Raw genomic sequence first — 13,760 nt, forward strand, 5'->3', positions numbered from 1 at the left:
TCAGATCAGGTCGGACGCGGCGAGCCCGGCGCGGAGCGCCGCGACCTCGTCGTCGTCGAGCGGAACGAGCGGTCCGCGCACGTTCCGGTTGTCGAGCACGCCGAGCAGCTGCAGCGCAGCCTTGGCGGTCGTGGCTCCGTAGTTGGGGACGCCCATCACGGCGTCGAAGGCCGGCAGCAGCCGGGTGTAGGTGGCGCGCGCGGCGTCGAGGTCCCCCGCGAGGAAGGAGTCGATCATCGCCCTGAGCTGGTCGCCCGCGGCGTGGCCGACGACGCTCACCAGGCCGCAGCCGCCACTGCTCAGGATGCCCAGGGTGTTGGCGTCGTCGCCGCTGTAGACGGCGTACCCCATCTGCACGAGACGGGCCACGCGGGGCAGGTCGCCCAGGGCGTCCTTGACGCTGTTGACCGTCCCGAGCTCGAGGGAGCGCAGATACGTCTCCATGGCGATCGTGGTGCCGGTGCGGCCGGGGACGTCGTAGAGCATGACGGGCACGTCGGTCGCCTCGGCGACGCTGCGGAAGTGGTGCAGCACGCCCGCCTGGCTGGGCTTGTTGTAGTAGGGCGTCACCAGCAGCAGGCCGTCGACGCCGATCTTGGCGGCCTGCACGGCGAGCTCGACCGAGTGGGCCGTGGCGTTGGTGCCGACGCCCGCGATGACCGTAGCGCGGTCGCCGACCGCGTCCTTGACTGCCTGCAGGATGAGGCCGTCCTCGGCCACCGTGGTGGTCGGCGACTCGCCGGTGGTGCCGCTGACCACGACGCCGTCGTGGCCGTGGTCGACCAAGTGGGCGGCGATGGCCGCGGTGCCCTGGAGATCGACCTCGCCGTCGTCGGTGAACGCCGTCGCCATCGCGGTCAACAGGCGGCCGAACGGTGCTGCGGAGGTCATGGGGTCAGGCTACCGCGCCGCCCGGGTCGCTCCGGTCACTGCAACGACACGAGCCGTACGCCGCGCCCGGCGCGGCCGTGTGGTGCACGCGACGTCGCTCCCCCACGGGTGTCGTGACCGGGGTGTCGGTGGGGGCGCCTAGTGTCTCGGACGTGATCGGACGATGAGCAAGATGGATGCCCTGCGCGCGATGCGTGAGGCCAAGTACGCCGCCAACGAGAAGCGGAGCGCGGCCTCGACCCCGCGATCGGCTGCGACGAAGGCGCCCGTGGCGCCAGCCGCGCCCGTCGCCCGGAAGCCCGCCGCCCCCTCACCCGCTGCGACGGCGGCCGACGCGTCGGCGTGCGGGCACCGCAACATGAGCGGGCGGACGTGCACCCGGGAGGCCGGGCACGCGGCGAAGACGCACCGCTACTCCTGATCCTCCACCCCGGTCGATGACCGGACATAAGGTCCGTCCGTGAGCCGCGTCGTCTTCATGTGCGGGCCGTCGGGGGCCGGGAAGTCGACCTACGCCCGGCGCCTGGAGGCCGAGGGCATGGTTCGCCTCTCCTTCGACGTGGAGATGTGGCGTCGCGGGATCTCGACCGTGCCGCTGCCCCCGGACGTCCGCGAGGAGATCGAGGCCGGCCTGCGGGCCCGGCTGCTGGAGCTGGTGGCGGCGGGCACCGACGTCGTCCTGGACTTCTCGTTCTGGTCGCGACGGATGCGGGACGACTACCGGACGCTGCTGGCCCCGACCGGAGTGGTGCCCGAGACGATCTACCTGGCGACCGACCGCGACACGGTCCTCAGTCGTATGAGGGCCCGGCGCGGCAGCGACTCGGACGACTTCGTGCTCTCGGACGACCTCGTCGCCCAGTACTTCGACCACTTCGAGCCACCGACGCCCGACGAGGGACCACTCACGGTCGTTCGGTAGCACGCGGGCACCGTGAGCCGCGTCGCTTCTCTGCGGTGCTGTGTCGGCGCCTCGCGATGTCGCGATGGCACGATGCGCGCGTGAGCGCGCGTCTGCTGGTGGTCGTCTCGGGCCTGCCTGCGAGCGGGAAGACGACCGTCGGCCGGGCGCTCGCCGATCACCTGTCGCTCCCGCTGCTCGACAAGGATCAGATCCTCGAGGCCCTGTTCGACGGCCTCGGGTGTGAGGACCAGCAACAGCGGCACCGCCTCAGCCGGGCCAGCGACGAGGTCCTGCTCCGCCTTGCCGCCTCGACGGAGGCTGCGATCGTCGTGAACTGGTGGGACCACGACACCGCGCCCGGTCGGTTGCTCGCGATCGCGGACGAGGTCGTGGAGGTCTTCTGCGACTGCCCGGTAGAAGTGGCGGTGGCGCGCTTCGCCGCCCGCAGGCGCCACCCCGGACACCTGGACCATCTCCGAACGCCGGCCGACCACGAGCGTGTGGCGGCGCGTCTGCGCGAGTCCTACCGCGGGCCACTGATGCTCGGCGACACGGTCGTCACCATCGACACCGGAGGGCCGGTGGATCTGGGCGCTGTGGTGGAGACCGTGCGTGCGGCGTTGCCGGAGAGCATCCGCCTGACCGCCTCGTCCTGACCGTCTCCGCAACGCCAGGCACCCCCTTCCGGACGTGCCGGTGACCCCGCCGCTGGTGCTGCGTGGCGGGGTGCGGGGCGCGGTGGCTACTGGTCTGGCGGGTGCAGGTCCGGCTGGCCGCGTTGCTGGTCGCCGCTGTCGGCGCCGGGTTCGGGCCAGGCGCGTCCCGTGCAGCTGCTCCCGGTGTGGTCGCGTCGGTAGGTCCAGCCCAGCGGGCTGGTCCAGTCGAAGACGCCGGGTTCGGTCATCACGTAGCGCCAGCGGCCCTTGGTCTTGAGCCGATGGTGCCGGCGGCACAGGGCGGCGAGGTTGTCGGTGCTCGTCTGGCCGCCGCGGTCGGGATGGTCGTGGTCGTAGGGGACGATGTGGTCGATGTCGCCGTGCCGGGCGTTGCGTCCGCACCACGGGAAGACGCACGTCCCGTCGCGGACGATCACGTAGTCCCGCATCGCCGCGGTCGGGGTGTAACCCTTGGTCTCGAGGCGCTCGCGGAGGTCGATGACCGGCTTGACCACGACCTGGGCGTCGGGGCGTCCGCACCATTGACGGATCTGCTCCACCGACAGCAGGCGTTGGCCGGCCTGCTCGACACGGGCGCACAACGCCTCACCGGTCGCGTCACCAGTCGGGCCCGCCAGGCCGGTGATGGCATCGGCGGACAGGTGCGCATAGATGACGATCTGCGTCACCGGCGCGGCCGGTTTCGCGGCTCGCATCCCGACCACCGCCGACACGTGGTCGCCACCGTCGGTGTCGTCGGTCTGGTCGAAGCCGAGGGTCAGCTGCCGGCGCGCCAGGTCGCCCAGCGCGGTGGCCCGGCGGCCGTCGACGGTGTCGGTGGACCCGAGCTTGGCGAGGTGCTCCGCGCCGGAGGCGACGGCCTCGCGCAGGGCCAGGGCGTCGGGGATCTCCAGGTCGGCCTCCAGGTGCATGGTCCCGTCGAAGGAGACCTGCTGGGTGTCGAAGGTGACGTTGCGCTTGTCCGCCGACTTCTCCAGCGCCTTCTCCACGGCCTCGGGCATGAACCTGACCCGGGCCTCGTCCACCACCCTGCCCAGCGCGGAGGGCGTGAGCCGGTTGGCGCACCAGAACACCTGCCCGTCCACATACGTCGCCGCCTCGAGCGTCAGGTCCAGGGTGGTCTGCGCGATCACCCGCGCCCGCCACCCCGCGACGAGTCCGGCCTGGACTGCACCCCACAGCTGCGGCAGCCGGTAGGCGACCTCCACGCACTCGGTCAGGAACCGCCCCGCCGAGTCGCACGTGCGACCGAGCATGGTCGCGAACTCCGGCACACAGAACTCATCGATCGACGGCGATCCCTCACCCGCGAAGGTCTTCGGCGAGGTGAAGCACGCCTCCGCGTGCACCGGGTCGGCCAGGTGCAGACCCGCCCAGTGCACCGCGAGGCGCATCATCTCCACGTCCTCGGCAGCAGCCCGATCCCGCGATGCCTTCACCGCACGCAACAGCTCGGCCGGAGTGTCCGGCAGAGCAGGAGCGGCGGGCGTCTTCATGGGTCCTATTGCATCAGGGACCACCGACAACGGACCGTCGAAATCCGGCCTACCGACCACACTGTGGACACGACTTTCGACGGGTTGAGAGGCTCGCTGCGCTCCCACCTCAACCACCGGAGCGCATGAGGGGGCGAGCCTCGCCGATGCTCGCACCTGGACTACCGACGAGCTCCACGACGAGCTCCACGAGCGACACCGGACGCGCCGCATGAGGAGCGGCATACTCACGGCATGCCCTACGACGAGGCCCTGGCCGCCCGGGTGCGCGACGAGCTCCTCGGCGAGCGCGGCGTGACGGAGAGGAAGATGTTCGGCGGCCTCGGGTTCATGCTCGACGGCAACATGGCGGTCGCCGCGAGCAGCAGCGGCGACCTGATGGTCCGCGCGGACCCGGCGACGTCCGACGACTGGGTCGACGGCGAGTCGGTCCGCCCCATGGAGATGCGCGGCCGGCCCATGACCGGCTGGCTGCTGGTCTCGGTCCAGTCGCTCGAGGAAGACGCAGCACTCAAGACGTGGGTCACCCGAGGGCTCGCCTACGCCCGGTCGCTGCCGGCGAAGTAGACGCGCTCCCACCAGACCCAGTCGAGGCCGAGATCGGGCCGCGCGACGCGGCGTACCTCTCTCCACTCGACGAGCGAGAACTCCGGATAGACGGCGTCACCCGCCGGCGAGAGGTGCACCTCGGTGAGCACCTGGTGCGTGGCGAACGGCATCGCGGCGGAGTAGACCTGCGTGCCCCCGGCCACGATCGTGTCCCCGGGCAGCGACGCGCACAGCGCCAGTGCGTCGGGGAGTGAGTGCGCGACGTGCACCCCCTCGAAGCCCGGGCTCCAGGATTCCGAGCGAGTGAGCACCACTGTCGTCCGTCCGGGCAGCGGCCGGCCGATGGAGTCCCAGGTGGCCCGCCCCATCAGGAGCGTGTGCCCGAGGGTGACCTCCTTGAAGTGCGCGAAGTCCTCGGGGATCCGCCACGGGATCTCGCCGTCGGCGCCGATGACGCGGTTGTCGCCGTACGCCGCGACCATCACGACGCGCCTGCCCTCGTCCTGCACGGCGCCGACCCTACTGGGGGCGGCTCACCCGGCGCGGACGGGCGACGTCCACCGGACGGGACCGGGCACGTTCGGGCTGAGGCCATCGTCGAGGTTGGCGTAGAAGAGACGGCGCCCCCACTGCTCGCTCAACGCGTTGAACCGCAGCGCAGCAGGACGCCGCAGGCACGCGCGCGGCACGGCCACGCTCACCACGTCGCGCCCGTAGCTGATCCGGTGCCGCACCACGCAGTCGATGTCGCGTCCGCGTTCGTCCATCAGCACCGTGTGGCCGTCGCGGTCACGGCGGGACGCACGGACGCCCAGGGTCGTCTCGCGCCCGTCCCGCGAGCGCATGCCCACCCACAGGGTGAACCGCCGCCCGACCGGCGTCAGCTCCACGAACCGGGCGCGGACGACGACCCGGGTCTCGGTGTGCGTGTACGTCGTCCGGGCGATGTCGCCGATCCGTGCCCCCGGCGCGTGCTGACCGTCCGTCTCCCCCTCACGGACCGTCCACATGTCCCCCGTCCCGTCCCGCACCGAGGCGGAGTCGGCCAGGGCTGGAGCGCCCGTCAGGACCAGCAGCGCGGCCAGGAGCATCACCGGGGCTGATCGCCGCGGTGCCCGCGGCACGTGTGTCGGCATGGGAACCTCCGTCGTCGCGTCGGAGCACCACTGTCCGACGCCGGAGCCGGACGGGCAAGGCCCCTGCGGCGACGTACCTCAGACGGCCACGGGCGCCTTGATCGCCGGGTGCGGGTCGTAGCCCTCGAGGGTGATGTGCTCGAGGTCGAAGCCGTCGATCGTGGTGACCTTCGGGTCGAGCGTCAGCGTGGGCAGCGGGCGCGGCTCGCGGGTGAGCTGGAGGCGCGCCTGATCGACGTGGTTGGAGTAGAGGTGCGCGTCGCCGAGCGTGTGCACGAAGTCGCCGACCTCGAGCCCGGTCACCTGCGCGACCATGTGGGTGAGCAGGGCGTACGACGCGATGTTGAACGGCACGCCGAGGAAGACGTCCCCGCTGCGCTGGTAGAGCTGGCAGGACAGCCGCCCGTTCGCCACGTAGAACTGGATCAGCGTGTGGCACGGCGGCAACGCCATGTCGGGCACGTCGGCGACGTTCCAGGCGCTGATGACGTGGCGGCGGCTGTCCGGGTCGGCCTTGATCTGCTCGATGACCTGGGCGACCTGGTCGACGTGCCGCCCGTCGGGGGTGGGCCAGGAGCGCCACTGGTGGCCGTAGATCGGCCCGAGGTCGCCGTCGGCGTCCGCCCACTCGTCCCAGATGGTGATGCCGCGGTCGTGGAGCCACTTCACGTTGGTGTCCCCGCGCAGGAACCACAGCAGCTCGCCGAAGACGCTGCGGGTGTGCACCTTCTTGGTGGTCACCAGCGGGAAGCCCTGCGAGAGGTCGAAGCGCATCTGGTGGCCGAAGAGGCTCAGCGTGCCGGTGCCCGTGCGGTCGTCCTTGGCCACCCCGTCGTCGAGCAGTCGCTGGAGGAGGTCGAGGTAGGGCCGCATGACCGCAAGGCTAGTCGCCGAGGTCGACCTCGCCCACGATGCGGGAGACGGTGTCGCCGGCGACCCAGACGTCGTCGCCCTCCCGGGACACGTGCACCCGACCGGCGCGTCCGATCGCGGTGCCCTGGGCCGCGACGTACGACGTCGGGAGCGCGTTGCCGGCCAGCCACTGGCCCAGCCCTGCGTTGAGCGAGCCGGTGACGGGGTCCTCGTCGACCCCCATCCCGGCGCCGAGCGCCCGCACCTCGCAGGCGGTGTCCCCGTCGGCGCGCGGTCCGACCACTCCGATGTCCAGCCCCTCGAAGTCCTGCCACGCGGGCTCGAGGGCCAGCACGGCGTCCGCGGACTCCAGCAGCACCCCGACCCAGCCCGGGCCGTTGTCGACCCACGCGCTGTCCACCACGTCGTCACGGCCGATCCGCAGCGCGCGCACGACCCGCGCCAGGTCCTCCTCCGAGACCGGACCGCTCCGCACCAGCGGCGGCGCCTGGAAGGCGAGCCGCTCGCCGCGTCGTACGGTCACCAGGCCCGCGCCGCACTCCTGCACCACGACCCCGTCGGTCGCCGGCACTCCCCCGGCCTCCAGCCACGCGTGGGCGGTGCCCAGCGTCGGGTGGCCGGCGAAGGGGAGCTCGGTGTCCGGCGTGAAGATCCGCACCCGGTAGTCGGCACCGGGGTCGGTGGGGGTGAGCACGAAGGTCGTCTCGCTCAGGTTGGTCCAGCGCGCGAAGGCACGCATCTGGTCGTCCGTGAGGCCGTCGGCGTCATGGACGACCGCGACCGGGTTGCCCCGCATCGGCTCGGGCGAGAAGACGTCGACCTGGCGGAAGGGGCGCATGTCGCCACGCTAGCGACCGTCCGCGTCCTCAGCGCAACCGCGCTCCGGCCTCCACCAGCCGGGTGAGGCAGCTGTAGGGCGTGCACAGGAGGAAGACACGCCGGCCGGTCTCGGAGAGCCGGACATAGGTGCCGGCGTCCGGGTTCGAGCTGTGCATCTCGACCAGGTGGAGCGTGGTGTCGGCGGGCCCGTCGACCGACTGAAGGAGCCGGTCCGGGGGGTCGAGCGGCGGGGTGGCGACGGTCCGGTCCGGTTCGAAGTCGACCTCCCCCGAGTACGACGAGAGCTCGCCGTCCGCGTCGACCCGTCGCACCTCGCCGTTCCACCGCACGATCACGCCGTCCCCGTCAGCGACGAAGGGCCCGAGGTCGGGCAGCGTCACCGCCACGTCCGCGAGGCGGAGCTCGGTGCCGTCGTACCAGGGCACGGGCAGCGGGTTGGGCTCCTCGGCGACGGCCGGCGGCTGCGGCCGTACCGACCACAGCACCGCGGCGACGACGACCAGGGCCAGCGCCCCGAGTGCCCCCAGCCCGATCCGGCGCCGCCGCGGGCGGTCGAGCTCGAGAGCGACCAGCTCGCGCACGCGCCGCTCGACGTCGTCCTCGCGCCCCAGCCGGGACCAGTGACGCCGGCACCGCACCAGGGCACGGTCCACCGCCACCTCGGCCGCGGCACCGCCGCCGTGCTCCTCGACGAGGACGTGGCGGCGTGCCGCGACGAACGCGTGGAATCCCTCGTCGTGCGGCATCGGCACCTCCCGAGGTCCTTCGGTGCGACCCCGCCGCCGGATGGGTCGGGCGACGCCGGTCAGGCCACGCCGTGTGCCACTGCCGCCCGGACGCGGAAGACGAGGTGCCCGTCCTCCGTCCACGGAGCCGCGGCGTCCGCGAAGCCGTCCTGCATGCGCTGCTGCACCTCGTCGGACTGCGCCCGCCAGGCGACCCCGAAGTTGCCCACCGAGGTCACCCCCGCCCAGAGGTCGTCGGGCCGGACCCGCCAGTCCCACTCCAGCGGAACCGCCTCGACGTCCCGCACACCGGCCTCCGCGAGCAGGTCCGCCAGCCCGTTGGGCGACCGCTCGAAGTCGAGCTCGGGCGCCAGCCGGGGCATCTCGGGACGCACCGCCCCGGCCTCGTCGAGGAGCGCGTTCCACAGGGCGGCCTGCGGCTGCAGCTGGGCCGGCCAGGCCGTCGCCACCACGGCACCGCCCGGGCGCGCCACCGGGACCAGGCCCCGGGCGGCGACTCGCGGGTCGTCGACGTGGTTGAGCACGAAGTTGGCGACGACCGCGTCGAAGGACCGGTCGTCGTACGGCAGGTCGGGCAGGCCACCCGGCCGCACGTCGGCCGCGGACCGGGAGGTCGCCAGCGCGACCATCTGCGGGTCGGGGTCGACCGCGTGGACGACGTGGCCCGCCTCGACCAGTGCGGCGGACACGTGGCCCGACCCGCACCCGACGTCGAGCACTCGCGAGCCCGCGGGCACCCGGTCGAGCAGCGCCTCGGCGGTGCCGGCGCACAGGGTCGCGAACGAGCGGTCGTAGGCGCCCGCGACGTCGTTCCAGAGCCTCTCGGCCATCGGTCGTCGGCCGCTCAGGCGTGGAGCGACATCGGTCCGTAGACCTGCCGGTCGTGCTCGAAGAGGGTCACGGCGTCGACACCGGCCTCGGCGAGCTCGGCCCAGATCTCCCCCACCCACGACTCGGCGTCGGCCTGCGACCCGAACCGCTGGCCCTCGTGCTCGGGGGCCGCCACCTCGTTGCCGGAGGCGTCCTCGAGGCGCCACCACCAGGGGCGCTCGGAGGCACTGGGCTGGCGGAAGGTCGGCGGCTGGCCGGGAAGCATCAGGACTCCTTGACCGACGTGTCGACGAAGGGCGGCTTGACGAGGCGGAAGATCTCGCGACGGCCGCGCACGTCGACGCCGACCTCGGCGTCCTCGGCGACCATGGTCGGGATCAGCGCCAGGCCGATGCCCTTCTTGAGCGTCGGGGAGAAGGTGCCCGAGGTGATGTCCGCCAGCGGCACGTCCTGGGTGAGGGTGACGCCCATGCCGGGGCGCGGGATGCCGCGACCGACCGCGACCAGGCCGCGCAGCCGTCGCTTGGGGCCGGCCTCCTTCTCGGCGACCAGGGCGTCCTTGCCCCAGAAGGTCTCCTTCTTCCAGCCGACGGCCCAGGTCAGGCCGGCCTCGACGGGCGTGACGTCGAGGCTGATGTCCTGGCCGTGCAGCGGGTAGCCCATCTCGGTGCGCAGCGTGTCGCGGGCGCCCAGTCCGCACGGGAGGATGCCGTGCTCGGCGCCGGCGGCCAGGATCGCCTGCCAGAGCCCGAGGGCACCCTCGTTGGCGACGATCAGCTCGTAGCCGCGCTCGCCGGTGTAGCCGGTGCGGCACACGACGACGTCGGGTCCCTCGAAGGGCGCCTCCACGAAGGACATGTAGTCGTGCCCGGTGGGCAGGCCGATCGCGTCGAGGACCTCGTCGGACTTCGGGCCCTGCACGGCGAGCACGGCGTAGTCGCGGTGGTGGTCCGAGACGGCAACGCCGTCCGGCGCGGCCTCGCGCAGGCGGCGAACGACCTCGGCGGTGTTGGCGGCGTTGGGGACCAGCAGGACGTGCTCGTCGTCCTGGTAGTAGGCGATGAGGTCGTCGACGATCCCGCCGGTCCGCTCGTCGCAGCACAGCGTGTACTGCGCCTTCCCCGGCGCGATCTTGCGCAGGTCGTTGGACAGCGTCGCGTTGACGAAGTCGGCGGCACCGGTGCCGGTGACCATCGCCTTGCCGAGGTGGCTCACGTCGAAGACGCCCACCGCCTCGCGGACGGCGGTGTGCTCCTTGACCACGCCGGAGGGGTACTCGAGGGACATCGACCAGCCGCCGAACTCGGCGAGCTTGGCGCCCAGGGCCACGTGTGCCTCGTGCAGCGGAGACTGCGTGAGGGTCTGCTCGGACATGGTCGGCAACCTACCGCAGCGCGGTGTGTCGGACGCCTCGCCTAGCATGCCCGGGTGACGACGACGTACACGCTGCGCAGCGCCAGCCCCGCCAAGACCCGAGCAGACGCCGTGGTGGTCGGCGTCCTCTCCTCCGACAAGGGCCCGGTCCTGTGCGAGGAGGCCGCCGAGGTGGGCGAGGCGTGGGGCCGCAAGCTGCGCCCGCTGCTCTCGTCGCTGGGCGTGACAGGCAAGGCCGGCGAGAGCGTCAAGGTGCCCACTGCCGGTGTCGTCCGCACCCCGCTGGTCGTCCTCGTGGGCCTCGGCCCCGCGGGTGCCGACGGGTCCGTCACGCCCACCGCCGTACGCCGCGCGGCCGGCGTCGCCGCCCGCAGCGTCCCCAACGCCGCCTCCGTGGCCCTGGCCCTCCCGGCCGGCTCCCCCGAGCAGGTCGCCGCCGCCACCGAGGGACACCTGCTCGGCGGATACACCTACACGCGCCACAAGTCGGGCGACCCCGAGTCGACGGCGGCCGGCGAGGTCGTCGTGCTGAGCCCCGTGGCCCGCAAGGCCGAGGCGGTCACCGCCTTCGAGGACGCGCAGGTCGTGGCCCGCGCGGTGCTCACCTGCCGCGACTGGGTCAACGAGCCGCCCGGCCACCTGACGCCGCCCGCGTTCGCCGACGCCGTCACCGAGGCCCACCAGTCGCTCACCAAGGGCCGCCACGCCCCCAAGGTCACGCTCGAGGTCCTCGACGACGCGCAGCTGGCCGAGCTCGGCTGCGGCGGCACGCTCGCCGTCGGCAACAGCTCGACCGCCAAGCCGCGCATGGTCCGGCTGACGTGGTCCCCCAAGGGCGCCCGCCGTCACCTCGCCCTCGTCGGCAAGGGCATCACCTTCGACTCCGGCGGCCTCACCATCAAGCCCGCGAGCAGCATGGTCGGCATGAAGGGCGACATGGCCGGCGCGGCCGCCGTCATCGCCGCCACCTTCGCGATCGCCGAGCTCGGCCTGCCCGTCAAGGTCACCACCTACGCCCCGATGGCGGAGAACATGGTGTCGGGCTCCTCGATGCGCCCGGGTGACGTGATCACGATGTACGGCGGCACCACCGTCGAGATCGCCAACACCGACGCCGAGGGCCGGCTGCTGCTCGGTGACGCCCTCCAGATGGCCTCCGAGCAGAAGCCCGACGTCGTCGTCGACGTGGCCACCCTGACCGGTCACCTCCAGATCGCCCTCGGCGACCGCGTCGCCGCCGTCCTCGGCACCGACGAGCCGGTCCGCGCCGTGCTCGACGCGGGCGAGGCGGCCGGCGAGCAGCTCTGGCCGATGCCCATCCCGGAGGAGATGAAGGAGCGCATCACCTCCTCCAAGGTCGCCGACCTGCTCCAGCACGACTGGGTGCGCTGGGGCGGCGGCCTCTACGCCTCGGCGTTCCTGCGGGAGTTCACCGGCGGGCTGCCCTGGGCACACATGGACATCGCCGGCAACGAGATCAACGGCGGCGGGCCCTACGGCCACGTGCCCTCCGGGGCCACCGGCTTCGGCGTGACGACGCTGGTCGCCTACGCGCGCTCGCTGGCAGCGACCGACTGATCAGAACCCGCCGGCCTTCTTGCGCCGGTTGTAGTCACGCATCCGCTGCGGGATGCCGACGACCGCGGCGTCGTACGACGGCACGTGGTGCTTGTTGGCGAAGTCGTGCGCCCACTTCACGCTCGGCACCCGCCGGCGCGTCCACTCCCCGTCGTGGGCCACGAGCAGCAGGGTCACGTCGCTGACCGCGGTGCGCGGCTCGACGAATCCCTCGACCCCCCGGTGCGTGCTGACGAAGTCGGCCAGGTGCGTGACGTCGAGGCCGTCGGCGGCCCGGACCTTGGTCGAACCGGTCCTGGTCGCGTCGGCGGCGGGGCGCCGCATGCGGCCGGAGCGACGGAATCGGTCGAAGAGTCCCATGGCGCCATTCTGCCCGGCCACGCGAAGCGACCCGGTGTGGACAGGCTCACGAAGAGTGCAAAGATGGGCCCGACCCAACGGGAGAGCGGAAGGCATCAGGTGGCGGAGGGCGACTTCGACGTACTCATCCTCGGGGCGGGATCGGGCGGCTACGCCTGTGCGCTCCGGGCCGCGCAGCTCGGGCTGACGGTGGGACTCGTCGAGAAGGGTGATCTCGGGGGCACCTGCCTCCACGTGGGCTGCATCCCGACCAAGGCGCTGCTGCACGCAGCCGAGGTCGCCGACTCGGCGCGTGAGGCCTCGCAGTTCGGCGTCCGCGCCACCCTGGACGGGATCGACATGCCGGCGGTCAACGCCTACAAGGACAAGGTCGTCGGGCGGCTCTTCAAGGGGCTGACCGGGCTGATCAAGTCGCGGGGCATCACCGTGATCGAGGGCGAGGGCCGCCTGACCGGTCCGCGCACCGTCACCGTCGGCGACACCGCCTACACCGGCCGCCACGTCGTCCTGGCCTCCGGGTCCTACAGCAAGTCCCTGCCCGGTCTCGAGGTCGACGGCGAGCGGGTCCTCACCTCCGAGCACGCGCTGCGCCTCGACCGCGTCCCCGAGTCCGTCGTCGTGCTCGGTGGCGGCGTCATCGGCTGCGAGTTCGCCAGCGTGTGGGCGAGCTTCGGCTCCAAGGTCACCATCGTCGAGGCCCTCCCCCGTCTCGTCGCCGCGGAGGACGAGGCGTCGTCCAAGGCGCTCGAGCGAGCCTTCCGCAAGCGCAAGATCGACCTCCGCACCGGCACGCCGTTCCAGAGCGTCAAGCACACCGAGACCGGCGTCGCCGTCACGGTCGAGGGCGGCGACGTCATCGAGGCCGACCTGCTGCTCGTGGCCGTCGGCCGCGGGCCGTCGACCCAGGGCCTCGGCTACGAGGAGCAGGGCGTCGCCATGGAGCGCGGCTTCGTGCTCGCCGACGAGCGCTGCCGCACCAACCTCGAGGGCGTCTACGCCGTGGGTGACATCGTCCCCGGCCTGCAGCTGGCCCACCGCGGCTTCCAGCAGGGCATCTTCGTGGCCGAAGACATCGCCGGGCTCGACCCGCGGCCCATCGACGAGGCGGGCATCCCGCGGGTCACCTACTCCCACCCGGAGATCGCGTCCGTCGGCCTCGACGAGGCGACCGCCCGCGAGAAGTACGGCGACGACGTCACCACCGTCACCTACGACCTCGGCGGCAACGGCAAGAGCCAGATCCTCGGCACGTCCGGCTTCGTCAAGCTCGTCAGCCGCACCGACGGGCCGGTCCTGGGCATCCACCTGGTCGGCGACCGCGTCGGCGAGCTCATCGGCGAGGCCCAGCTGATCTACAGCTGGGAGGCGCACGCGGACGACGTGGCACCCCTCGTCCACGCCCATCCCACGCAGAACGAGGCGCTCGGCGAGGCCCACCTGGCCCTCGCCGGCAAGGCGCTGCACGCCCACTCCTGACCCAGACCATCCCCCCGCTTCACCAACAC

17 protein-coding genes are annotated in these 13,760 nt (G+C 72.5%); 6 read left to right on the forward strand and 11 right to left on the reverse strand.

The features are described from left to right. The gene (gene dapA, locus DAI17_RS09615; RefSeq protein WP_107772707.1) at positions 1 to 891 is read right to left on the reverse strand and encodes a 4-hydroxy-tetrahydrodipicolinate synthase; all 891 of its coding nucleotides are present in this window, start codon (positions 889 to 891) and stop codon (positions 1 to 3) included. A 163-nt stretch (positions 892 to 1,054) separates the two neighbouring features. On the opposite strand from dapA, the gene DAI17_RS09620 reads away from it, so the two are divergent. Genes DAI17_RS09620 through DAI17_RS09630 form a run of 3 tightly spaced genes read left to right on the forward strand, consistent with a single transcriptional unit; the run spans position 1,055 to position 2,451 of the window. After that, positions 1,055 to 1,312, forward strand: a complete 258-nt coding sequence (locus DAI17_RS09620; protein WP_107772708.1) for a hypothetical protein — start codon at positions 1,055 to 1,057, stop codon at positions 1,310 to 1,312. 39 nt (positions 1,313 to 1,351) lie between these two features. After that, complete coding sequence (locus tag DAI17_RS09625; RefSeq protein ID WP_199905041.1) at positions 1,352 to 1,813, forward strand: AAA family ATPase; 462 nt, start codon at positions 1,352 to 1,354, stop codon at positions 1,811 to 1,813. A 56-nt stretch (positions 1,814 to 1,869) separates the two neighbouring features. Next, positions 1,870 to 2,451 (forward strand): AAA family ATPase, encoded by a 582-nt coding sequence (locus tag DAI17_RS09630; RefSeq protein WP_159081454.1) that lies wholly within the window; start codon positions 1,870 to 1,872, stop codon positions 2,449 to 2,451. An 86-nt stretch (positions 2,452 to 2,537) separates the two neighbouring features. Here DAI17_RS09630 and DAI17_RS09635 read toward each other — a convergent pair whose 3' ends face one another. After that, a complete protein-coding gene (locus DAI17_RS09635; RefSeq protein WP_159081455.1) occupies positions 2,538 to 3,968 on the reverse strand; it encodes an HNH endonuclease in 1,431 nt (476 codons plus the stop codon). A gap of 234 nt (positions 3,969 to 4,202) precedes the next feature. On the opposite strand from DAI17_RS09635, the gene DAI17_RS09640 reads away from it, so the two are divergent. Beyond that, a complete protein-coding gene (locus DAI17_RS09640) occupies positions 4,203 to 4,535 on the forward strand; it encodes a TfoX/Sxy family protein (RefSeq protein WP_107772711.1) in 333 nt (110 codons plus the stop codon). Here the strand turns inward: DAI17_RS09640 and DAI17_RS09645 are convergent. From DAI17_RS09645 to gcvT, 8 genes are all read right to left on the reverse strand, one after another. Next, positions 4,508 to 5,026, reverse strand: a complete 519-nt coding sequence (locus DAI17_RS09645) for a dihydrofolate reductase (RefSeq protein WP_199905042.1) — start codon at positions 5,024 to 5,026, stop codon at positions 4,508 to 4,510. The genes DAI17_RS09640 and DAI17_RS09645 overlap by 28 nt on opposite strands. Positions 5,027 to 5,050: 24 nt before the next feature. After that, positions 5,051 to 5,653 (reverse strand): hypothetical protein, encoded by a 603-nt coding sequence (locus DAI17_RS09650; RefSeq protein WP_159081456.1) that lies wholly within the window; start codon positions 5,651 to 5,653, stop codon positions 5,051 to 5,053. A 78-nt stretch (positions 5,654 to 5,731) separates the two neighbouring features. Further along, on the reverse strand, positions 5,732 to 6,526 hold the full coding sequence (locus tag DAI17_RS09655; RefSeq protein ID WP_107772713.1) for a thymidylate synthase: 795 nt from the start codon (positions 6,524 to 6,526) through the stop codon (positions 5,732 to 5,734). 10 nt (positions 6,527 to 6,536) lie between these two features. Continuing rightward, positions 6,537 to 7,364: a PhzF family phenazine biosynthesis protein gene (locus DAI17_RS09660; RefSeq protein WP_107772714.1), complete on the reverse strand. Its 828-nt coding sequence runs from the start codon at positions 7,362 to 7,364 to the stop codon at positions 6,537 to 6,539. Positions 7,365 to 7,392: 28 nt separating this feature from the next. Next, positions 7,393 to 8,112 carry a hypothetical protein gene (locus DAI17_RS09665; protein WP_107772715.1) on the reverse strand — a complete coding sequence of 240 codons (720 nt, stop codon included), beginning with the start codon at positions 8,110 to 8,112 and terminating at the stop codon, positions 7,393 to 7,395. Positions 8,113 to 8,171: 59 nt separating this feature from the next. Further along, positions 8,172 to 8,942, reverse strand: coding sequence for a class I SAM-dependent methyltransferase (locus DAI17_RS09670; RefSeq protein WP_107772716.1), 771 nt, complete (start codon positions 8,940 to 8,942; stop codon positions 8,172 to 8,174). Positions 8,943 to 8,956: 14 nt separating this feature from the next. Next, on the reverse strand, positions 8,957 to 9,208 hold the full coding sequence (locus DAI17_RS09675) for a hypothetical protein (RefSeq protein ID WP_107772717.1): 252 nt from the start codon (positions 9,206 to 9,208) through the stop codon (positions 8,957 to 8,959). Continuing rightward, entirely contained in the window at positions 9,208 to 10,317 is a 1,110-nt protein-coding gene (gene gcvT, locus DAI17_RS09680) for a glycine cleavage system aminomethyltransferase GcvT (RefSeq protein ID WP_107772718.1), read from the reverse strand. Before gcvT ends, DAI17_RS09675 begins: the two co-directional genes overlap by 1 nt. A gap of 54 nt (positions 10,318 to 10,371) precedes the next feature. On the opposite strand from gcvT, the gene DAI17_RS09685 reads away from it, so the two are divergent. Continuing rightward, positions 10,372 to 11,895, forward strand: coding sequence for a leucyl aminopeptidase (locus tag DAI17_RS09685; protein WP_234412426.1), 1,524 nt, complete (start codon positions 10,372 to 10,374; stop codon positions 11,893 to 11,895). Here the strand turns inward: DAI17_RS09685 and DAI17_RS09690 are convergent, their stop codons facing one another. Continuing rightward, entirely contained in the window at positions 11,896 to 12,255 is a 360-nt protein-coding gene (locus tag DAI17_RS09690) for a hypothetical protein (RefSeq protein WP_107772719.1), read from the reverse strand. A gap of 63 nt (positions 12,256 to 12,318) precedes the next feature. On the opposite strand from DAI17_RS09690, the gene lpdA reads away from it, so the two are divergent. Then, on the forward strand, positions 12,319 to 13,731 hold the full coding sequence (lpdA, locus tag DAI17_RS09695; protein WP_107772720.1) for a dihydrolipoyl dehydrogenase: 1,413 nt from the start codon (positions 12,319 to 12,321) through the stop codon (positions 13,729 to 13,731). The last annotated feature ends 29 nt before the right edge of the window (positions 13,732 to 13,760 follow it).

This window comes from Nocardioides sediminis (assembly GCF_003047295.1).
Taxonomy (GTDB): Bacteria; Actinomycetota; Actinomycetes; order Propionibacteriales; family Nocardioidaceae; genus Nocardioides; species Nocardioides sediminis.